Origin of the sequence: Lutibacter sp. HS1-25 (assembly GCF_004121075.1) — a bacterium.
In the GTDB taxonomy this organism is placed as follows: domain Bacteria; phylum Bacteroidota; class Bacteroidia; order Flavobacteriales; family Flavobacteriaceae; genus Lutibacter.
In genome coordinates this window covers 38,610-61,964 of the sequence record NZ_RHLN01000136.1, presented here as the reverse complement: position 1 = coordinate 61,964, position 23,355 = coordinate 38,610, and the positions used below count along the sequence as shown (strand labels likewise).

11 protein-coding genes and 1 pseudogene are annotated in these 23,355 nt (G+C 32.5%); 11 read left to right on the top strand and 1 reads right to left on the bottom strand.

The features are described from left to right. The 5 genes and pseudogenes from EC396_RS13435 to EC396_RS13415 all read left to right on the top strand — a co-directional run. Window positions 1-367, top strand: a pseudogene (locus EC396_RS13435) (6-phosphofructokinase); the annotation flags it as partial. A gap of 270 nt (window positions 368-637) precedes the next feature. After that, window positions 638-1,306, top strand: coding sequence for a bifunctional 4-hydroxy-2-oxoglutarate aldolase/2-dehydro-3-deoxy-phosphogluconate aldolase (locus EC396_RS13430; RefSeq protein ID WP_129365884.1), 669 nt, complete (start codon window positions 638-640; stop codon window positions 1,304-1,306). Between the two features lie 46 nt (window positions 1,307-1,352). After that, window positions 1,353-2,801, top strand: a complete 1,449-nt coding sequence (locus EC396_RS13425) for an MFS transporter (protein ID WP_129367109.1) — start codon at window positions 1,353-1,355, stop codon at window positions 2,799-2,801. 39 nt (window positions 2,802-2,840) lie between these two features. After that, window positions 2,841-4,286, top strand: coding sequence for a tagaturonate reductase (locus tag EC396_RS13420; RefSeq protein WP_129367111.1), 1,446 nt, complete (start codon window positions 2,841-2,843; stop codon window positions 4,284-4,286). Between the two features lie 21 nt (window positions 4,287-4,307). After that, window positions 4,308-5,918 (top strand): UxaA family hydrolase, encoded by a 1,611-nt coding sequence (locus EC396_RS13415; RefSeq protein WP_129367108.1) that lies wholly within the window; start codon window positions 4,308-4,310, stop codon window positions 5,916-5,918. A 102-nt stretch (window positions 5,919-6,020) separates the two neighbouring features. Here the strand turns inward: EC396_RS13415 and EC396_RS13410 are convergent, their stop codons facing one another. After that, entirely contained in the window at window positions 6,021-7,049 is a 1,029-nt protein-coding gene (locus EC396_RS13410) for a LacI family DNA-binding transcriptional regulator (protein ID WP_129367107.1), read from the bottom strand. Window positions 7,050-7,351: 302 nt separating this feature from the next. Here EC396_RS13410 and EC396_RS13405 point away from each other — a divergent pair, with 302 nt between their 5' ends. The 6 genes from EC396_RS13405 to EC396_RS13380 all read left to right on the top strand — a co-directional run bounded on the left by EC396_RS13405 (window position 7,352) and on the right by EC396_RS13380 (window position 23,330). Continuing rightward, window positions 7,352-8,794 carry a glycoside hydrolase family 28 protein gene (locus EC396_RS13405; protein WP_129367106.1) on the top strand — a complete coding sequence of 481 codons (1,443 nt, stop codon included), beginning with the start codon at window positions 7,352-7,354 and terminating at the stop codon, window positions 8,792-8,794. A gap of 407 nt (window positions 8,795-9,201) precedes the next feature. After that, entirely contained in the window at window positions 9,202-12,360 is a 3,159-nt protein-coding gene (locus EC396_RS13400; RefSeq protein ID WP_240665709.1) for a TonB-dependent receptor, read from the top strand. An 18-nt stretch (window positions 12,361-12,378) separates the two neighbouring features. After that, complete coding sequence (locus tag EC396_RS13395) at window positions 12,379-14,157, top strand: RagB/SusD family nutrient uptake outer membrane protein (RefSeq protein WP_129367104.1); 1,779 nt, start codon at window positions 12,379-12,381, stop codon at window positions 14,155-14,157. A 28-nt stretch (window positions 14,158-14,185) separates the two neighbouring features. Then, window positions 14,186-15,745 (top strand): DUF5123 domain-containing protein, encoded by a 1,560-nt coding sequence (locus EC396_RS13390; protein ID WP_240665708.1) that lies wholly within the window; start codon window positions 14,186-14,188, stop codon window positions 15,743-15,745. A gap of 209 nt (window positions 15,746-15,954) precedes the next feature. Continuing rightward, complete coding sequence (locus EC396_RS13385; RefSeq protein WP_129367102.1) at window positions 15,955-21,474, top strand: pectinesterase family protein; 5,520 nt, start codon at window positions 15,955-15,957, stop codon at window positions 21,472-21,474. Window positions 21,475-21,476: 2 nt separating this feature from the next. Then, window positions 21,477-23,330 carry a right-handed parallel beta-helix repeat-containing protein gene (locus EC396_RS13380; protein WP_129367101.1) on the top strand — a complete coding sequence of 618 codons (1,854 nt, stop codon included), beginning with the start codon at window positions 21,477-21,479 and terminating at the stop codon, window positions 23,328-23,330. The last annotated feature ends 25 nt before the right edge of the window (window positions 23,331-23,355 follow it).

The following is a 23,355-nucleotide window of genomic DNA, read 5'->3' as shown; positions in this document are numbered from 1 at the left end:
CTTAGATATTAAAACCAGACCCGTTGAAATTGGCTACGAATTAAGATGTTGTAAACCAATTGCTTTTGATTTAACACTTATTATTTGTACTTTATTGGGTATAGGTGTTAAAAAATTATACGACAATGGTGTTTCGGGTTGTATTGTAAGTGCAAATTCAAGGGGAGATATAACGCCTTTGTATTTAAAAGATTTTCAAGACGAAAATGGAAAAGTACAGCCACGATTGGTAGATATTGAGTCGGATATGGCGCAACTTTTTATCAATAATTTAATTTATATCAGAGAAAAAGATTACGAATCAGCAAAACAATATGTCGATAATCCAGCAGATTACGATTTTAAAAAAATATTGAATTGGGAGTGAAATAAAGTTTGAAAGTCTAAAGTCTGAAAGTTATCGGTGGCTGAGCGTAGTCGAAGCCATATAATAGTTGAATAGTTGAATAGTCTAAAAGTTATCGTTGGCTGAGCGTAATAGAAGCCAAATTATGATAGTTGAAAAGTTTAAAGTCTGAAGTCTAAAAGTTATCGTTGGCTGAGCGTAGTCGAATCCAAATGATATATTGAATAACAAAATTGTCACGCTGAGCTTGTCGAAGCGCAACAACCAACAAAATAAAATAAAACAAAAAAAATGGCACAATTTACAAGAATAGAAGTTGCTACGGCAATGAAAGAAACAGGGATGATTCCTTTGTTTTTTCACAGTGATATAGAATTAAGTAAAAAAGTATTAAAAGCGTGTTACGATGGTGGTGCACGTTTAATGGAGTTTACCGCTCGTGGTGATTTCGCTCACGAAGTTTTTGGCGAATTAACCAAATATGCCATCAAAGAATTACCAGGAATGATTATGGGTGTTGGTTCAGTAACCGATGCTGCGGCCGCTTCATTGTATATGGCATTGGGTGCAAACTTTATTGTAACACCAGTTTTAAGAGAAGACATTGCCATTGCTTGTAACCGTCGTAAAGTATTATGGTCACCAGGCTGTGGAACCTTAACTGAAATTACAAGAGCAGAAGAATTGGGTTGTGAAGTTGTAAAATTATTCCCTGGAGATATTTACGGACCTCAGTTTGTAAAAGGTATCAAAGGCCCTCAACCTTGGACAAGCATTATGCCAACAGGAGGTGTTTCACCAACTAAGGAAAATTTATCGGCTTGGTTTGGCGCAGGTGTAACTTGTGTAGGAATGGGTTCTCAATTAATTTCAGGAGAAATCATTAAAAATAAAGATTACGCTAAATTAGAGCAAGATGTTAAAAACGCCATAGCTTTAATCAAAGAAATCAGAAAGTAATACATCAATTTCATTAAAAATATAGACGTAAATAAAATTTTAAATTATGAGTGACTTATCTCCAAAAAAAGCAACAAAGTATAGATGGACCATCTGTGGACTTCTGTTCATGGCCACAACCATAAATTATTTAGACAGGCAAGTTCTTTCTTTAACATGGAAAGATTTTATAGCCCCAGAATTTCATTGGACTAACAATGATTACGGAAACATAACAGCCTTGTTCTCTATTTTTTATGCTGTTTCCTTATTATTTGCAGGTCGTTTTATAGATATTATGGATACCAAAAAAGGATTTCTTTGGGCCATTGGAGTTTGGTCATTAGGAGCTTGTTTACATGCTTTTGCTGGTATTGGAACTGCAGGTTATATAACAGGAGAATGGTTTGTAGGTTTTGAAAGAGCAAAAGAAATTATAAGTACAATTGGTGATACGGGCTTAGTAATGTATGTAAGTGTTACGCTATTTATTTTTGCTCGTTTTGTTTTAGCTTTAGGAGAAGCTGGGAATTTTCCAGCTGCAATAAAAACTACTGCAGAATATTTTCCTAAAAAAGACCGAGCCTTTTCTACAAGCATTTTTAATGCAGGAGCAACAGTTGGAGCATTAGCAGCACCAATTACCATTCCTTTTATTGCAGAGGCATATGGTTGGGAAATGTCTTTTATCATTATTGGGGCATTAGGTTTTATATGGATGGGTTTTTGGGTATTTATGTATGAAAAACCAGAAAAACAACCAAAAGTAAATGCTGAAGAATTGAAATACATTCAGCAAGATACCATTGCAGATAGTAAAATAGAAGGATATGTTCCTGAGAATACTAAAAAAACTACTTTAATGGATTGTTTTAAGTATAAACAAACTTGGGCTTTTGCATTTGGTAAGTTTATGACAGATGGTGTTTGGTGGTTTTTCTTATTTTGGACACCAGCTTATTTAAGTTCAGTTTATGGAATGGATTCTACAGAAGCTGCGTTCCCATTATTTGTTTTATATATGATAACACTGCTTTCAATAATCGGTGGATGGTTGCCAACCTATTTTGTTGATAAAAAGGGAATGAATCCTTATGAAGGAAGAATGAGAGCCATGTTAATTTTTGCCTTTTTTCCGCTGTTAGCCTTAATTGCTCAGCCTTTAGGACATTATACCTATTGGATTCCAGTAATAATTATTGGAATTGCTGGTGCAGCACATCAAGCTTGGTCAGCAAATATTTTTACTACAGTGGGAGATATGTTTCCTAAAAAAGCAATTGCAACTGTTACAGGAATTGGAGGCTTAGCAGGAGGATTGGGTTCAACTGTTATTAATAAAGGTTCTGGAGTTTTATTTGATTTTAGTGAAAATACAAATATGGCGTTTATGGGATTCAAAGGAATTGAAGCGGGATATTTTATTATTTTTTCAATTTGTGCCGTTTGTTACCTAATAGGCTGGACGGTTATGAAAACTTTAGTTCCAAAATACAGACCAATAACAGATTTGTAAAAAATAATTTAATTATTCATAAGTTTTAATATGTCAACAATCAAAAAATTAAATAGAAAAAATACTGGTTTAGAGGAAAAACTTCCTATTAAAATAGTTCAATTTGGAGAAGGTAATTTCTTAAGAGCTTTTATAGATTATGCATTTCAAAAATTAAATAAAGAACTTGATTTTAACGCAGGTATAGCTGTTGTTCAACCAATTGAGAGAGGTTTAATAAATATGTTAAACGATCAGGATGGTTTGTATAACCTATTTATGAAAGGTGTAAAAAAAGGTGAAGAAATTCAAGAAATTGAGTTGATTTCCAACATTGTAAAAGGAGTTGATCCTTACGCAAATTTTTCAGATTACTTAAGTTTAGCAAAAGAAGAAGAATTAGCTTTTGTAATTTCAAATACAACAGAATCCGGAATTGCATATGTTGCTACTGATACTAAAGAAATGCAACCTCCAAGTTCGTTTCCTGCGAAGCTAACAGTATTATTATACGAGCGTTTTAAACATTTTAAAGGTGATGCTAATAAAGGTTTAACTATTATTCCTTGCGAACTAATCAATCATAACTCTGAAACATTAAAAGAAATTATTCTTCAATATATTGAAGATTGGAAATTAGGCGATGATTTTAAAAATTGGTTATTAAATAACAATACTTTTCATAGTACTTTAGTCGATAGAATTGTACCGGGTTACCCAAAAGACGAAATTGAAAGCTACAATGCTCAGCTAGATTATCAAGATAATTTAATTGTTGCAGCCGAAACATTTTTTTTATGGGTTATTGAAGGCGGCGATGATTTAAAAGCAAAATTACCATTCAGTAAAACCAATTTAGATGTAAAAATTGTAAAAGACATGCAACCATACAGAACTCGTAAAGTTCGAATTTTAAATGGTGCACATACAGCAATGGTTCCTTTTTCTATTTTATATGGTAATAGCACCGTGAAAGAAACTGTTGATAATTCTTTTACAGGGACATTTATAAATAAGGTTGTTTTTAGCGAAATAAATGACACGTTAAATATGGATAAAGATGAACTAAATAGCTTTGCTGAAGAAGTTTTAGATCGTTTTAGGAATCCGTTTATCAAACATCAATTGTCAGACATTGCACTAAATTCAATTTCAAAATTTAAAGTGCGTGTATTGCCAAGTTTGTTAGCTTATGTTGCTATTCATAAAAAACTTCCTACTCATTTAACGTTTTCGTTTGCCTGTTTAATTCGCTTTTATCAAGGAATGTGGCAAGGACAAGCATTGCCCGTAAAAGATAGTGATGAAATTATTGCTACATTTAAAGAATATTGGGAATCAAAAGATTATAATAAAATAGCACCAGCTGTTTTAGGAAATGAAAGTTTTTGGGGAGAAGATTTAACAAAAGTGAACAACTTGTCTGAAGCAATTTCATTGGCTCTAAAAGAAATAGATGAAAACGGAATTGAAAATGGATTTGCTAATTTTAGTAAACAATTTTAACATACTTAAACGTAATTTGTAATGCAAAAAAAGTTAATAAAAGTACATCCTTCAGACAATGTTGCCGTTGCTTTGATAAATTTAAAAGTAGGTGATGTAGTTGATTTTGAAGGTGAAAATATCGCTATCTTATCAGATATAAAAGCCAAGCATAAAATATCCTTAGCCAAATTTAATGATGGAGATAGAATTATAATGTATGGTGTTTTGGTTGGTAAAGCAAGCGGTGTTATTGAAAAAGGTGACTTGTTAACTACCAGTAATGTAAAACATCAAAGCGAAAAAGTTTACAAAAAAACAGGTGATATTGGTTGGAACATTCCAAACGTTGACAAGTGGAAAGATAAAACTTTTTTAGGATACCAAAGAGAAGACGGTCAAGTAGGTACTGAAAACGTTTGGTTGTTTTTTCCGTTGGTTTTTTGTGAAAACAGAAATATTGAAATTCTAAAAGATATTTTTGAAAAAGAATTGTTGAAGCAAAAGGTGAATCCACACCAAATGTTACTGCGTTCATTGATAAATAATGAAGATGAAGCAACAAATATAACCAACAAATCTTCAGATGTTTTTGATAATATTGATGTCAAATTTATAACCCATCCAGGTGGTTGTGGCGGTATTAGGCAAGACTCTGAAAGTTTGGCAAAATTATTGGCAGGTTACGTTAACAATCCCAATGTGGCTGGGGCTACTGTTTTAAGTTTGGGTTGTCAAAATCTTCAGATTAGTGTTTTTAAAGATGCGTTAAAAGCCATCAATCCAAATTCAAAAAAACCAATACTTATTTTTGAACAACAACAAATGGGTACGGTTGATGAAATGTTAAGCGCCATTGTTAAAGATTCTTTTGAAGCCATTAAAAAAGCAAATAATATTCAACGTACTCCTACCCCACTTTCAAAATTAAAAGTTGGTTTAGAGTGTGGTGGATCTGATGGTTTTTCAGGAATATCTGCAAACCCTACTTTAGGTTATACATCAGATTTATTAGTTGCTTTGGGTAGTACGGCTATTTTATCTGAATTCCCAGAATTATGTGGTGTTGAGCAAGAATTAGCTAATAGATGTGTTGAAGAAGCAGCTGCCAATAAGTTTTTGCATTTAATGAAAGCTTATGAAAAATCTGTAGTTGATGCAGGTTCTGGATTTGATATGAATCCTTCCCCAGGAAATATAAAAGATGGATTAATTACTGACGCTATGAAATCGGCTGGAGCGGCTAAAAAAGGAGGTTCATCTCCAGTTGTTGATGTGTTAGATTATGGTGAATACATTACAAAACCAGGGTTAAATTTGTTGTGTACTCCTGGAAACGATGTTGAAAGTACCACAGCTATGGTAGGTTCAGGAGCCACAATTGTATTATTTACTACAGGTTTAGGAACACCTACAGGAAATCCAATTACACCTATTATTAAAGTTTCATCTAATTCAGAATTGGCTCAAAAAATGAGTGATATTATTGATATAGACACAGGTGCTGTTATTAGAGGCGAAAAAACAATTGTTGAAATGGCTGAAGAAATGCTCGATTTTATAATAGAAGTTGCAAGTGGAAAAATTAAAACCAAAGCTAAATTGTTAAATCAAAACGATTTTATTCCTTGGCGAAGAGGCGTTTCTTTATAAAATATTTTGAAATCTATATTTTAAAAAACAAAAAAGCCAAGCATATAAATCTTGGCTTTTTTGTTATAATCTATTCATTTAAGTTACTAATAAATCTTTAATTTATTTTGAAATTACTTTTCTCAAAGATGATTTTCTAATCATTAATTTAGGCTCTAAAACAACTTTCTTTTCAATTTTAATTTCTTTGTTATTTACTTGTTCTAAAAATACTTTGGCTGTCATTTTACCCATTTCTAAAGGTGATTGATCAACAGAAGTTATAGATAATTCCATAAATTTTGTAAAAGGTTCATTTGCAAAACCAGCAACGCAAATATCTTCCGGAATTTTAACACCATTTTCTTTTAATTCTTGAATTACACCTAGTGCCGTAAAATCACTCGAAGAAAAAACACCGTCTGGCAGCGTATCCATTGCTAATAGTAATTTAGCTACTCTTCTCCCTTCCTCTACATTACTTTTTGTTTCAAATACTAATTTTTCATCGTATGCTAATCCACTATCTTTAAGCGCATGTTTGTAGCCTCTACAACGTTCTTGAAATATTTTTATTTTAGGGTTACCGTTAATGTGAACAATTTTTTTACAACCTTGCTCAATCAATTGTTTAGTTACCTTATATCCACCTTCAAAATCATTAATAACAACAGAACTAACACCCTCTATATCTTTTTTTCTATCAAAAAATATGAGTGGAATGTTTTTTTTTACAATTTGATTTATAACATTTAAGTCTATGTCTGGAGATGAAATAGACATTAAAATACCATCAACTTGCGCATTTATTAAAGTTGTTATGTTTTCAACTTCTCTACTTTCAATATCATGAGTTTGACAAATAATAACGTGGTAGCCAGCAGGATACAACTCTTCTTCTATTGCTCTAATAACCGAACCAAAAAAAGTGGTATCAATACGAGGAACAATTACGCCAACATTATAGCTTTTACCACTTTTTAAAGCTAATGCAACTTTGTTTTGCTCGTAATTCATTTTTAATGCCGTCTTTTGAACTAATTCACGAGTAGCTTCACTTATTTTGCTATTATTATTTAGTGCTCTAGACACTGTGGCTGCAGTAATATTTAATTTAACTGCGATATCGTAAATTGTTGTTTTCTTTTTCATTTTTGAATTAAAAGAGCTAATATTATGAAGTAAAAATATAAAAATATTTTGATTAAACACATTATAACTGAAATCGATTACAAATTCAGGTTTTTAGTTAAAAAAACAGCCATATGTTCTTTAAAATAACCGAAAATTTTTAAACTTTCAATAAAACATTATTAAATTTAAATTATCTGTAAATTAAGCCGTAAAGTAAAAAATATTTGTAAATTAAAAGTATTTTTATATTTTTGTGTAATCGATTGCATTATTAGATATTAATAAAATCGAAAAAAATTAATTTCTTAAAAAAATTATATATGATTAAACTTATCGCTTTTTTCAATAAAAATTTCCTTTTTTTAGTTTTAACTGCATTATTAATCGCATCCTGCAATTCAAAACAAAAGGAAGTTGTTGCTACGGATCCTTGGTTGGTAATGCAACGAATTGTAGATAGTATTCAAGAACCTGTTTTTCAAGACAGTACATTTAATGTACTTGATTTTGGCGCAATCTCTGATGGCGTTACTAATAATACACTAGCTTTTAATAATGCTATAAACCAATGCGCTGCAAATGGTGGCGGAAAAGTTTTAGTGCCTGCCGGTAAATATTTCTCAGGTGCTATTCATTTAAAAAGCAATGTTAATTTGCATTTAGATGAAGGTGCTGAAATTTTATTTAGTACAAATCCTAAAGATTACTACCCTCTTGTTCATACCTCTTTTGAAGGAATTGAATTGATGAATTATTCGCCTTTAATTTATGCTTACAAACAATCAAATATCGCTGTTACTGGAAAAGGTATTTTGAACGGTCAAGCAAGTATTGATAATTGGTGGACTTGGAAAGGTAGTAAAGAATTTGGCTGGACAAACGATATGCCTTCTCAATTAGACAGTTTAAATCTTCCACATTTAATGAAATTATCAACTTTAGGAACTCCAGTAGCTGAAAGAATTTTTGGAGATGGTCATTATTTAAGACCCAACTTTTTTGAGCCATTTGAATGTAATAATGTTCTAATACAAGGTGTTAAAGTAATAAATGCTCCTTTTTGGATACTACACCCAATAAAAAGCACCAATGTTATTGTTGATGGTGTAACTATTGAAAGTCATGGACCTAATAACGATGGTTGTGATCCTGAGTATTCTAAAAATGTTCTTATAAAAAATTGTATTTTTAATACAGGCGATGATTGTATTGCTATTAAATCAGGAAGAGATGAAGATGGTAGACGTGTTGCTATAAAAAGTGAGAATATAGTTGTACAAAATTGTAAAATGATTGATGGTCACGGTGGTGTTGTTATGGGAAGTGAAATTTCAGCAGGTGTTCGTAATGTTTTTGTTGAAAACTGTGTAATGGATAGCCCAGAACTTGAAAGAGCTATTAGAATAAAATCAAATTCACGAAGAGGTGGTGTTACTGAAAATATTTATGTTAGAAATATTGAAGTAGGTCAAGTAAAAGAAGCTGTATTAAAAATTAATATGTTTTATGGCATTTATGGTGGTCAAACAGGAGCATATATTCCAACGGTTAAAAATGTGATTTTAGAAAATGTTACCGTCAAAAATGGCGGTAAATATGGCATTTTAGCAAAAGGATACAAAGAGGCTCCAATTACAAATGTGACCCTAAAAAATGTTACTATTGAAAAAGTTGAAACCCCTTATTCAATTGAAAATGTTGTGGGGATACATTTTTTAAATACGTATATAAACGGTGCTCTTATACAAGATATTAATAATTAAATAAGTCGATACTTATGCAATGATTTATATGTTATGTTATCGATTGCAAATAGGGTTTATTAAATTCTTAAAAAATTCATTTGTATTACTTATATAATCATAACAGGTACTTGTTTAACACTATATTAACAATTTTATGTTTAAAGTTTGCTTTTTAATTTATAATTGTATAGTTTTGTGTAATCGATTGCATTAAGTTGCAAATTGTATCATTTCAAAAGGCATTTTAAAAATTAAATAGCAACAATAAAAATAGTAAATAATCAAAGCTTAAAATAAAAACAGTAAATAATTATAAGGAGAACTTAGTATAAATGAAACAAACAATAACCAAATAGAAACAAATTATGAACATTAAACTTTTATCAAAAAAAATCTTAAAATGTAGCTTTACATTTTTAATTTTTATGAGCTTGCTTCTGGGCAATAAGGTATTTGCCCAAGGAACATTTACAGTAAGTGGAGTTGTTACTGAAGAGGCAGGAAATCCATTACCTGGAGTAAATATTTTAGAAAAAGGTACCAAAAATGGAGTTACAACAGATTTTGACGGAAAATTTACTATTAAAGTAAATAACGCTCAGGCTGCATTGGAAATCAGCTATATAGGTTTTAAAACTCAAAACCTTAACATTTCAGGAAAATCTAATTTAAAAATAGTACTTGTTGGAGATCTTGAATCTCTTGATGAGGTAGTTGTTATTGGATATGGTAGTGTAAGAAAATCTGATTTAACAGGTGCTGTTACATCGGTTGGTGGTAATGATTTGGTTAATCAATCAAATCCTAGTGTTGCTGAAACATTAACAGGTCGTATGGCTGGGGTATCTGTAACATCTGCAGAAGGTTCTCCAGATGCTGAAGTTCAAATTAGAGTTCGTGGTGGCGGATCTTTAACTCAAGATAGTTCTCCATTAATTATTGTTGATGGTTTTCCTGTTAATAATATGAGTGATGTTTCTCCTTCTAATGTTGAAAGTGTTACTGTGTTAAAAGACGCATCTTCAACAGCTATTTATGGTTCTAGAGGTGCAAATGGTGTTATTATTATTACAACAAAAAGTGGTAAAGGTGGTAAAATGGAAGTTAGTTTTAATACTTTCTATGGACAAAAAAAGATTGCCAATACCATTGATGTTCAATCACCAGAAGATTTTGTTAAATGGCAATACGAATATGCTTTGCTTAGAGACAACGTAGATTCTTACGAGAAATATTTTGGCCAATGGCAAGATAATGATCTGTATAATGGAATGAAAGGAAACAACTGGCAAAAGCAAATTTATGGTCGTGCTGGTGAAGTTCAAAGTTATGATTTAGGAATCCGTGGAGGAGGCGAAGCAGTTTCTTATAATTTCAACTACAACCGCTATGTTGAAAAAACAATTATGCAAGGTTCTGATTTTAACAGAAACAACTTATTACTTGCATTAAAAAATAAAGCTGGTGAAAAAGTAGATTTGTCTTTTACAGTTAGATATTCAGATCAACAAGTAAACGGTGGTGGAGCTAATGAGCAAAACGAAATCTCTTCAGCAGATTCACGTCTAAAACACAGTGTTGGTTATTCTCCAATTCCTTTACCTGGTTTAACTACTGATGATACAGACGAGGCTTTATCTAGTTATTTAGTAAATCCTTTTGTGGCTGTAGCTGATAATCAACGTCAACAATACAAAAGAAATTTAAATTTACTTGGTAGTTTTTCTTGGAAAATAATTGACGATCTAAAATTAAAAGTAGACTTAGGTATGGATACTTATAATTATTTAGATTATCGTTTTTATGGACGTTCTACTTATTATGCAAATAACAAACCTCTTGCTGAAAATCAAGGAAAACCTTCATTGGTGTTTTCTGATCAAACAAGAGATAGATTTAGAAATGCAAATACACTTGATTACGACTTTGATAAAGTATTGAATGACAAACACAGTTTAAAAGTGCTTGTGGGTGAAGAAATGATCTTTACTAAAAACAACGAAGTTACTTCTGTAATTCAAGGTTTTCCAGAGTTCTTTAATTTTGACAATGCTAAAAAACTTACCACTCAAGGTAAGCCAGATTCTGTTGAGAATTATTACAGTCCAGATGATATTTTATTATCTTTCTTTGGTCGTGTAAATTATAGCTTCAAAAATCGTTACCTTTTAACAGGAACTTTCCGTGCCGATGGTTCAAGTAAATTTTTAAGTGATAATCAATGGGGGTATTTTCCATCTGCTGCTGTAGCTTGGAAAATGAAAGAAGAAAATTTCTTGAAAGATGTTAAAGTTATAAACGAACTTAAATTAAGGTTAAGTTATGGTGAAGCAGGAAATAACAACATTCCTGTTGGTCAAACAGTTAGAGCTTTTGGACCAAAAACCACAAATTACATAAATGGAATTCCTTCATACTGGGCTGCATCTAACACAATGCCAAATCCAGATCTAAAATGGGAAACTACAATTACATCAAATATTGGTATCGACTTCGGATTGTTTAACAATCGCTTAACGGGTTCTGTAGAAGCTTATAAAAACAAAACACAAGATCTATTGCTAAATTTCCCTGTTCCAGGATCTGGTTATGATACGCAATACCGAAATATGGGAGAGAATCAAAATACAGGATTTGAAGCTTCATTTAATGTAACTGCAATTCAAAAAGAGAACTTTTATTTAGATTTTTCTTTCAACATTGGTGTTAATAAAAATAAAATCAACTCACTTGGAGTAATGGATGATTTTGGTCAACCAACTGGTTGGGCTTCTTCACAAATTGGAGATGATTATATTGTACAAGTTGGTCACTCATTGGGTGAAATGTATGGATTCCAAAGTGATGGACGTTATGAAGTGTCTGACTTTGATTATGCTGATGGTGTTTACACATTAAAACCAGGTGTTGTAGATAGCCAAGCAATTGTTGGCCCTCTTTTACCAGGTTCAATGAAATTAAAAAATACTGATGGTAGTGATGATAATTTAGTAACTACAGCCGATAATTCTATAATTGGAAATGCACTTCCAAAAAGTGCGGGTGGTTTTGTTCTTACTGCAAACGGTTACGGTTTCGATTTTACAGCTGCTTTTAATTATAGCATAGGAAACGATGTTTATAACGCAAATAAAATTGAATTTAACACTTCAAACCTTAATGCACAATACAGAAATTTAACTACTGATATGGCTGATGGTGTTAGATGGACAAATTTAGATCCTGTATCAGGTCAATTAGTAACAGACCCAACGCAATTAGAAGCAATGAATGCTAACACAACAATGTGGTCGCCATATATGAAGAATTTTGTTTTTAGCGATTGGGCTGTTGAAGATGGTTCATTTTTAAGATTGAACAACATGACACTTGGTTATACACTTCCAGAAACAATGGTATCTCAAATTGGAGTTACTAAATTAAGATTTTATGCAACCGGTAGTAATATTTTTATCATTACAAAATACTCTGGTCTTGATCCTGAAGTTTCTACAAGAAGAAAAACGCCTTTAACTCCTGGTGTAGATTATTCACCTTTTCCACGCAGTAGATCAGTTGTTTTTGGTTTAAACCTTACTTTTTAATTTAAAATTTATTAGAAAATGAAATATAAAATAATAATTTTAGGAATAATAATAGCGGGGATTTTCGCTTCTTGTCAAGATGATTTCTTAGACGGGTCTGCAAAATCAACTTTAGATCAATCTGTGCTATTTTCAACACCAGGATTGGCTAAAGGCGCTGTAGATGGCATCAAAGAACCATTTGGACAAACCAACTCTTACAGAGGGCGTCAAACTCCTTTTTATGGATTTAATACAGATACAGAATGGAATTACAACTCAGATAAAGAAGGTGATCCTGTAGGCGAATTGTGTAATTATAATACCACAGCAATTAATGCTTATATGAATAGAGATAATAGCTCTTGGGCTATGATGTATTTAGGAATTGAACGTGCAAATATTTGTATTGAAGGTATACGCCAATATGGTGATCCACAACCTGGAAATGAAATGGGGCAAATATTAGGTGAAGCTTTAACATTAAGAGCCATTTATTATGCTGATTTGCTTAAATCTTGGGGAGATATTCCTGCTCGTTTTGAACCTATTAATAAAGAAACAATTTATATTGAAAAATCTAGCAGAGATGTTATTTATAAACAACTTATTGCTGATTTAGGTGAAGCTTCTACATTGGTAGCTTGGCCAAATGAAACCAATGCAACAACAACTGTAGAAGATGTTAACAAAGCTTTTGTTAAAGCATTTAGAGCTCGTGTAGCAATGGCTGCAAGTGGTTTTCAACAATATCCTGATGGTGTAAGAAGAAGCAATGATCCTGAACTTTCTGTTGCAAAAATGTATAAATTGGCATTAGATGAGTGTCGTGATGTTATCAATAGCGGAATGGCTAAATTAGAACCTACTTTTGAAACTGTTTGGAGAAAACTTAATGAGGAAAATATTACCGCAGGCGGAGAATCGCTTTGGGAAATTCCTTTTGCAGATGGTAGAGGTCGTGTAAACTTTTCTTTTGCAGTTCGCCACCGTAGTGTTGACCAATATACAGGTCAACCTAGAGGAGGAATTGCAGGCCCACTTCCTACCGTTTTTTACGATTTTGATGAATCTGATATCCGTAGAGATATTACTTGTGTTCCTTACGAATGGGGAACTGCTGTAAATGGTGTATCACAACAAAATTTAGTAGGATCTGATACTTGGTATTTTGGAAAATACCGTTACGAATGGATGACTCGTTATGTTACTTCTACAAATGATGATGGAATAAATAAATTATACATGCGTTATGCTGAAGTTCTTTTAATTGCTGCAGAAGCGGCTAATGAGTTAGAAGGGCCTGCTACAGCAGCTCCATATTTAAAACAAATTAGAAAAAGAGCATTTGCTCCTGAAGATCAAGCACAAAAAGTTGACGCTTATATTAGTTCTTTAACTAGTAAAGAAGCCATGTTTAATGCCATTGTAAATGAACATAAATATGAATTTACTGGAGAAATGGAACGTAAACAAGCGCTTATACGTTGGAATTTATTAGGTAAAAATTTAACTGAAGCTAAAGAAAAAATGGTAGATTTTAAAAATCGTACCGGTGCATATGCTGATGTTCCTACAACTTTGTATTACAAATATAAAGACGACAATGAAACGCTTGATATTTATGGATTAAATAGAGGTGAAAACCAAAATCCAGGCTCTGAATACTCTTTAATTGCTTGGGATAAATTGGAAGATGTTAGGATAAATTCTCTTTTTAAGGAAGGTGTAAATCCTGATGATAGACAGTTTTGGCCAATATGGCAATATTTTATTGATGGAAGTAACGGTAAATTGACGAATGATTACGGTTATTAGAAGAAATAAATTTAACAAATACGTTATTATGAAAACAAAAAATATATTAAACAAATTATTATTAACGCTTTTGCTAAGTATTACAATCTTTGGCTGTAATAGTTACGATCAAGATGTGATTGAAGAGTTAGTAGTAGACAGAGAATTTGCGCCTACAGGAATAACAGCTAGAATTAGAAATCAAGTAGTTGTTGAATTAAACTGGACAGCAAAAGAAAATGTAACTAAGTACCTTTTAGAATTTAGTGCTGATGATCCAGATTTTAACAACATTTTTAAATCTGTTGAAGTTTCTCCTGAAGAACTTCCTGTTCAAGTTACTTTAGAAGGTGAAACAACTTATTCAATAAGATTAAAAGCGGTAAGCGAAAGAGGATTGGAAGATTCTAAATGGACATATGGTGAAGCAACTACTTTAACTGAACAAATTATGTTGCCTCAAGAACCTGGTGATATAAAAGCTTTAGAAGCTACACTTAGATGGCCAGCAAATAGCAATGTAACGCAAATTGTTTTAACTCCAGGTGATATTACTCATGTGATTACACCTCAAGAAAAAATTGATGGTGTTGCTACAATCACAGATTTAACAAGTGAAACTGCTTACGCTGCTGTGTTGTATAACAATGCTAAGGTTAGAGGTACTGCAGATTTTACAACAGGAATTGACGTAGGTGATAATACTTTAGTTACTATTGAAGACGATTTATTCCAAGTAATTGCTGATGCAGCTCCTGGAGATATATTGTTGTTAGAAGCTGGCGATTATACTGCACAAACTGGTATCATAACTTTAGATAAATCTATTACTATTCAAGGTTTAAGAGCTTATGACAAACCATTGTTAAAAGTTGCTTTTCTTGCTGTTGCAGGTGCTACGGATATTAGTTTAATTGACTTAGATTTAGAAGGAGACGGACCAGATTTAGATCAAAATAATGATGTTGTTAGATACAACGAAGCTGGTAGTTTCAATTCACTATTAATTAGTGGTTGTAATATTCACAATTATAGAAAATCATTTATTGCTGGTAATGTTACTGATGCTATTGTACAAACTGTAACAGTTGAAAATTGTATTGTAACTGATGTTTATACCAATGGTGGTGATTTTATAGATTTTAGAAATTCAGATGTGCTAAATATTACTGTTAAAACAAGTACTTTTAACAATTGTGCTCCTGGTCGTGATTTCTTTAGATTGGATGATGCAGGAACCTCAACTCAAAAAGGTCTAACTTGCAATGTACTGTTAGAAAGTTGTACTTTATATGGGGTTTCTAATACCGCAGACAGAGTTATGTATGTAAGATTTCAAGCAAATAAAATTACTGTAAAAAATAATCTATTTGCTGCAACAACTGCCTATTATTCAAACCAAAGTAGAACTGATGATGCTCCTACATTTGTAAATAATAATTATTTTAACGCACCAGGATTTTTTGATTCAACACAAGTAAGATATGATGGCTCAGATTCTTATACTACTTTAGACCCTGGATTTGCAGATGCTTCAACAGGTAATTTTAAAATTTCAGATCAAACCTTATTAGACAATCAAGTTGGTGATCCGCGTTGGTTACAATAAATAATAAGTTTTAATGCATAGTTTATTGTTAATAAAAAAGGAGGTATGCACTATTTCGCATACCTCTTTTATTTAATAACAACTAGTAAATATAACCGCACATAAATTCAAAAGTAAAACTTAATAATTAACATTTTTCTGTTTGTTTTAACAAAGACAATAGGATACTGTTTTTTACTATTACGATTACTAAAACCAAACCAATTATTATGATAAAAAAAATCCTTTTTTTATTCTTTTCATTTTTTATGGCAGTGATTTTGTCATACGGACAAAATCAAAACTCCGTAAATTATGATTTTACTGATGGAACTATTATTACCAACCAACAAAGTGTTGACGGTAAATTAACATTGGGTGGTGCATATAAATACCACTCGGTAAATTATGGCCTTAATCTAAAAGTAGACCAAGAAATTAACATTGCTGTTAATGGAAGTTGTACCATTCGTTTTACGAGTTCTAAATACTCAAAATTAAATATACTGGGTACAGCTACTAATACAGGTGATCTTGGTGAGCAAAAAACTTTTGTAACCAATGATGGTGAAACCTTCGATTTTGTGTATTCAGGAATAGCAACTACTTTAAATTTTAAAACTGTTGCAGGTACTGGTGGTGATGCTTATTTACCTAATGTTGAAGTAATTCCAGCTCAGTTTGGAAAAGATTTTACTTCACCTGAAAAAAACATAGCTTACACATTTGATTTAAGAAATGAAAGTATTGTACCTACAAGCCCTTCAAACAATATAGAAGTCGGACTTTTTAAAATTGATGCAGGATGTTGTAATGGTTTGGGATTAAACGGTTCACAACACGGAATTACTTTTAAAGATGGCAATATAATTACCCTTCAAGTAGCTGGAAATAGCTATATTAGAGTTGGAGCCGATCAATATTCTGGTGGTAACATTGATGTTTCAAGCACTACTGGTGCTTTTGATATTGTTTCACAAAGTAACAATACAGGAGCTACTTTTAGCGATGGTACACCTTTATATGTAGATTTTTTATATGTTGGTACAGCAGGAACTGTGGTTTTAAATCATACAGGAGGTGGTACAACTTATTTGCCATATATTGAAGTTTCTCCAGTGCCTTTTGATGTAAGTTTAACACCTTGGGTTCAAAAAACAGGAACAATCACAATAAACGGAACTGTTATTGATTTTACTTCAGGAGCAGACGCAAGTAGCAACGCTACTGTAACACTTAATGCTGGTACAGTTGTAAGTGCAACTAATGAAGCTGCTTCAATTCTTATAGATTTAGCAGGTCAAAATCTTTCAACATACACTCCTGTGGTAACTGGCGATATCGCTTCCGCAGAAATAGTTGGAGATGTATTAAAGATTGGTTTTACAGATCAAACAACCGATCCAAAAACATATCTAATAACTGTTAGCGATAATAGTAAAGTTGTTGAAGCTGAGCCAGGCGTAGTTTATTCTTATAGTTTTGCTGATGGATCTGTTTTTCCACAAACATCATACACATCATTAAGATATTCAACTTTTTTAACTGCTGATGGTATTGTAACCGCAAACAGCAATACAACAGACGATAAAGGTAAATTTGGTTTTCATGATGCTACACACGGTTTGGTCGCTTTTCCAGGAAACTCTTTTGATATAATTGTTGCAGGTAATGCTACAATTAGTTTTATTGTTGATATCTACGGAAGTGCAAAAGATGCAATATTTGAATTTACAGATGAAAATTCAAATGTTTTAGGGTCAATTGCAGCACAAAATATTAGAATTTCGGATGCATTTGCTTCAAGTTTTTCATATACTGGTCCGGCTGGTGTTATCACTGCAACCTTAAAAAGTGTTGACTTCCCTACTGCTGAAGTTTATCTTCACGGGTTAACTATTGAAAATGCTGCAGCTATTGCACCTTCAAATGGTTTACCTGATGTTTGGGATTTTGGTGCTGCTCAATTAGACGATACCAAATTCAATAATAAATTAACAGAAGATGATATCAATGCTTGGTACGATGCTTCTGTTGTTGCAGGAACTGCTGGTGTAACATTGCCTTCATTCTCTGCTGGAGTTTTAAGTTGGGTTGGTGGATCTTCAGACAGATTAAGAACTTCAAACACAAATGTAAGTCGTTACGATGAAAATTTATCAAGTGTTACCGATTTTTCAGGAAGAATATACGTGAATGCATCAGGTGCTTCAGGACGCTATTTAAGCCTTGCTTTAAGTGAAGATGATGAAGTAACAATTTGGGCATTGGCACAATCTGGTGGTGGAAAACTTCATTTTGAATATGTTCCAGATCCAAGTACGCAAGATGATGTATTTGATTTACCAGGTACGCTTACTCAGTTTAAATTTGTAGCAAAAGCTGCTGGTACTTACCACATTTATGATGCAGTTGATAAGCCAAGTTATTATAGAGTTATACGTAGTGATGCTCATTATTTAGATTTAACAGGAAATGTAGATGTTTCTCAGGCTGCAGGTATTCCTTCAGAATATAAGATTCAGTTTACCAATGAAGCTGGAAAAAATTGGTCAACTTCAGCAACAGGCGGAGCATATCAAATAAAATTACCAATTGGATATACTTATGAAATGAGCTTATTAAGTGCCAATGGATATGTAATTTCTAACGGAAGTACTTTAACTATAAATGAGTCAACAACAACTAAAGATATCTCAATACAAAAAGTTGAATTGTATACGGTTTCTGGAGCTATTACTGGTTTAGGTACAAGTATCTCCGACCTTTATTTAATTTTTTCGCCTAATGCTTCTGCAAACACCGTTTTTGTTCCAAAAGCAACTATTGATGTAAATGCAGCAACTTATAAAGTTCAATTAGAACCAACTATTGAATATATCATTTCTTCAGAAGGTATAGACGATTATTTTATTCCTGAAAACAAAATTACAATTCCAAATAGTGATACTACTGCTGAAATTGTTTTTACAAATAAACCAACTTATGCGGTTACTATAGAAACACCAGGTTTAGATGCTGAACAAAAAGGCAAACTATCATTGTTGTTTTCTAACTTAAATGAAACTAATTATAGTTATACTTTTAGTGATATAAATACTGTTGCTTTAAGAGATGGTACTTATACGGTTAAAGTTGATGGTTTAGATGAATACCCTATTGCACTTGCTTTGACTTCAAACTTAGAAATTAATGGCGCTATAGCTAATAAAACATTAAATTTTAATCCGGTTACAAATTGGCCGTTTAATGATAAAGTTATTTCAACAAGTACTTTATTTTATAAAGGACTTTCATTTACAGGTACCGCAGGTGCCATTAAAAATGAAATAGCTAAAGGTCACTTATCTTGTGCTGCAGGTGGAGAAATAAATGTGCCACTTCAACCAGGAGAAAAAATGATTGTAACGTACTATTACGCTGCTAATTTTTCTATTGATGGTGGAGACGCAATTACTACAACCAGCGGAAGCACTTCGCAGTTTGAAACTACTGAATATGCTTTTACAGGTACTACCGCAGGTACAGCTAAAATAACAATTATTGGTGCTACCTATATTACCAATATTGCAATAGCTAAAGTGGTTGATTATAGTCCAGAATTAACTGTTGGAGTTGATAAAAATTTCCAAACAATTAATGCTGCTCTTAAGGCTATTTCTCAAATGGATAGACCAAATAATGAGCGCGTTACTGTTTTAATTGATGCTGGTAATTATGAGGAAATGGTTGTAATTGACAATCCTAATATTACTTTAAAAAATGCTGCTCGTGAACCAAGTATCGAATTAACAAATAACGGAGTGGATATTGCAAACAATGCAGTGCGTATTACTTCTTATTATGGATATGGGTACAACTATTTTAGTCAGGGAACTGATAACAAATGGAATGCAGAAGCATTAGCTGTTAACAAAGCAAATGGATACCAACAATATACCAATGTATCTGGAACAACAAATGCATCGTACTGGAATGCAACGCTGGTTGTTAGAAGTAATGGATTTATTGCTGAAGACATTATTATTGAAAATTCTTATAACCAATATATTTCTAAAAAAGAATCAGAAGATATTGTTGTTTTAGGAAGTGGAAATAAAGGCGTTCGTCCAACGGATTATGGCAATACGTCAGTTCAAAATAGAAGTTTTGTAGAACGTGCTGCTGCAATTGGTATTGCAAACGGTACAGACAAAGTAATTTTAAACAAATGTAGAATTGTTGGCAGACAAGATTCTTTTTATGGAGGTTCAAACTCAAGATTGGTAGCTTACAAAGGAGCTATGATGGGTGCTGTTGACTACATTTTTGGTGGTATGACAGCTGTGTTCTATCAGTCAGATTTTGTATTGAATACAAGTGATACAAGTGGAGATGCCGCTTATATTACTGCAGCTCAACAAGGAAGCGGAAGAGGTTTTTTAATGTACGAATGTAATGTGATTTCAACAATTCCAGGTGTAAATACAGCATCGACACAAGGCGCTAAACCAGGATTTTTTGGGAGACCTTGGCAAGCAACAACAAGCGAAGTTGTATTTTACAATACCAATATTGATGTTTCAACATATACTGGTTATGAAGGAAAATCTTTAATTGAGCCTGAAGCTTGGAAAAACACCTTAGGTGGAGAATCATCTATGATGTATGAATACGGAACTAAAGAAAGTTCAAATGAAAACAATTCGGGCAATCGTGCTTCTTGGTCAACGGTATTAACTGCACCAACACTTAAAGATGGTACAGAAATAACCACCTTCAATTTCACCAAAGGAAATGACGATTGGGATCCAATTCCTGAATTGATAGCGGGTGAAGATTCTGACAATGATGGTATCTCAGACTCAATCGACAACTGTGTAGATACCTACAATCCAGATCAAGCAGATATGGATAATGATGGTATTGGTGATGTATGTGACGATAGTGATTTAGATGGTATTGTAGATAGCGAAGATCAATGTCCAAATTCTACCATAGGTGCTGTTATTGATGTTTTTGGATGTGAAATATTTGAACTTCCTGCTAATAATTTTAGCATCATAACTACAGCTAGTTCTTGTAATGGCGGAAACAATGGAGCTATAGATATTAGCGCTTCAAACAAGGACTACACTTACAACATTGAAGTTTCTGGGTCGGAAACCACAAAATCTGCAACCCTTTCTTCAACTAATGAATTTGCGCAAGTGATTGATGGTCTAAACAGTGGAACGTACAAACTTTGTATCACTATTGAAGGTAAAGAAAATTACCAACGATGCTTTAATGTAATTATTGAAGGTCCTACTCCATTATCGGCTTATGCTAAAACAGATTTGGATCATAAAACCACAACAGTATCTTTATTAGGTGCAAAAAATTATAATATAAATCACAATGGTAAAATTACAACAACTACTCAATCATCTGTAATAATTGATTTAGTTGCTGGGCAAAATTCTATTGAAATTACAACAGATTCAGATTGTCAAGGTAAATTTTCAGAAAACATATTTATTTCAGAAGAAATTACAGTTTATCCAAATCCAACAAAAGGAAATCTTCGCGTTTATGTAAATGGATCAGATAAAAAAGCAACGGTTTCATTATATGATCTTCAAGGAAGATTATACTTAACCAACACCAAAGATGTATCTTCAAATAGAGAAATAAATCTTGATTTATCAAATTTCCAAAATGGCATCTACGTGTTATCAATCAATTCGGAAACTGTTAGTAAATCAATTAAAATCGTTAAAAATAATTAATTATGAAAACCATAAAACACATCATAAATTTAAAAGCAATTTTGGTTTTTATAGCCAGTGCATTCCTATTTTCGTGTTCAAGTGACGACGATGGTATTCCTACCTACAGCGGTACTCCAGGTAAGGCTGTATTAACCTTACCTATCAACAATCAAGAATGTGAATTAGGTGATATTATAGATAATAATGCAGCTGTTACGCTTAGTTGGGAAGCATCTGCCAATACTGAAAAGTATGATGTTAAAATTGTAAACCTAATTACAGAGCAAGTTACCCTTAATGTAGGTGTACCAACAAATACAACAGTTGTAAGGCTTTTAAGAGGTTACCCATATTCGTGGATGGTTTCTTCAAGAAATTCAGGAGATATTATTACACAATCTGATGTTTGGAAATTTTATATTACAGGCGACGGGGATTCTAACAATGTTCCTTTTCCTGCAACACTTGCAAGTCCTTTTTCGGGAGCTACAGTAAAACCAGTTGATGGCAAAGTTACTTTTGAATGGTTAAGTGAAAGTAAAGATGCTGATGGAGATGTATTAAGTTACAACTTATTTTTAGATACTGTTGATGGCAATCAAACTCCTAAAGAAGAATGGTTAAATTTAAAAGAAACAACCATTGATATTGAAGTTGAACAAAACACTATTTATTTTTGGCATGTTGAAGTAAGTGATGGTGTTAATACCGCTATAAGCGCAACGTATACTTTTAAAACAGGAGATACAGACTCATCAATTATAGACGGTAAAGTAGTAAGTACTTCTGCCGAAATATTAGATGCGATTGCTGGAGCTACTCTTGGTGAAAAAATTTATGTAAGAGGAGGTGAATATATTTTTAACTCAACTATAAAAATAGAACAAAGTGGAAGTGCATCTTATGTAATATCTTTATTGGCATATCCAGATGATGAAACAAGACCTAAATTTAATTTTTCTTCAATGAGCGAAAATTCTTCAAATAGAGGAATCGAATTAAATGGTAATTTTTGGTACATTAAAGGTATTGATGTTTTTGGCGCTGGTGATAACGGAATGTATGTGTCTGGAAATAGTAACTTAATTGAATTTTGTACCTTTAGTGAAAACGCAGATACAGGTCTTCAAATTAGCAATGGAGGTGCAAATAATACCGTTTTAAACTGTGATTCTTTTTTTAATGCAGATTCTACTTTAGAAAACGCCGATGGTTTTGCTTGTAAATTAGATGCTGGTACAGGTAACAAATTTATTGGATGCAGAGCTTGGCAAAATCTTGATGATGGTTGGGATGGCTATTTAAGAGGAAACGATAATATTACAACAACTTACGAAAACTGTTGGGCATTTAAAAACGGATATTTAAAAAATGGAAGTGTTGGAGCTGGTGATGGTAACGGATTTAAAACAGGTGGTAGTGATGATAAATTATTGAAACACAATGCAGTTTATACAAATTGTATAGCTGTTGGCAATACACACGATGGTTTTGATCACAATAGCAACCGAGGAAATATTACAATTTACAACAGTTCGGCTTATCAAAATGGTAAAAATTACTCTTTTAGCAATACCAATCCTGCAGAAAAGCTAATTATTAAAAATAGCAATACTTTAGGAGAATTTGGTAGCTTAGGTGGTACCATTTTAGATGTTACAAATAACAGCTGGCAAGATGGAATTATTGTTACTGCTGATGATTTTAAAAGTATCAATTATAGTGAATTATCTTCAGCCAGAAAAGCTGATGGAAGCTTACCAGATATCACCTTTTTTCATTTAAAAGCTGATAGCGATTTAATTGATAAAGGTGTAAATGTAGGATTGCCATTTAATGGCTCTGCTCCAGATTTAGGTGCTTTTGAATATTAATAATTTTATATTTAAGTGAAGGTTA

Coding starts and splice junctions, on each gene's coding strand:
- EC396_RS13430 (WP_129365884.1), top strand. CDS start 638: ATGGCACAATTTACAAGAATAGAAGTTGCTACGGCAATGAAAGAAACA.
- EC396_RS13425 (WP_129367109.1), top strand. CDS start 1,353: ATGAGTGACTTATCTCCAAAAAAAGCAACAAAGTATAGATGGACCATC.
- EC396_RS13415 (WP_129367108.1), top strand. CDS start 4,308: ATGCAAAAAAAGTTAATAAAAGTACATCCTTCAGACAATGTTGCCGTT.
- EC396_RS13410 (WP_129367107.1), bottom strand. CDS start 7,049: ATGAAAAAGAAAACAACAATTTACGATATCGCAGTTAAATTAAATATT.
- EC396_RS13405 (WP_129367106.1), top strand. CDS start 7,352: ATGATTAAACTTATCGCTTTTTTCAATAAAAATTTCCTTTTTTTAGTT.
- EC396_RS13400 (WP_240665709.1), top strand. CDS start 9,202: ATGAGCTTGCTTCTGGGCAATAAGGTATTTGCCCAAGGAACATTTACA.
- EC396_RS13395 (WP_129367104.1), top strand. CDS start 12,379: ATGAAATATAAAATAATAATTTTAGGAATAATAATAGCGGGGATTTTC.
- EC396_RS13390 (WP_240665708.1), top strand. CDS start 14,186: ATGAAAACAAAAAATATATTAAACAAATTATTATTAACGCTTTTGCTA.
- EC396_RS13385 (WP_129367102.1), top strand. CDS start 15,955: ATGATAAAAAAAATCCTTTTTTTATTCTTTTCATTTTTTATGGCAGTG.
- EC396_RS13380 (WP_129367101.1), top strand. CDS start 21,477: ATGAAAACCATAAAACACATCATAAATTTAAAAGCAATTTTGGTTTTT.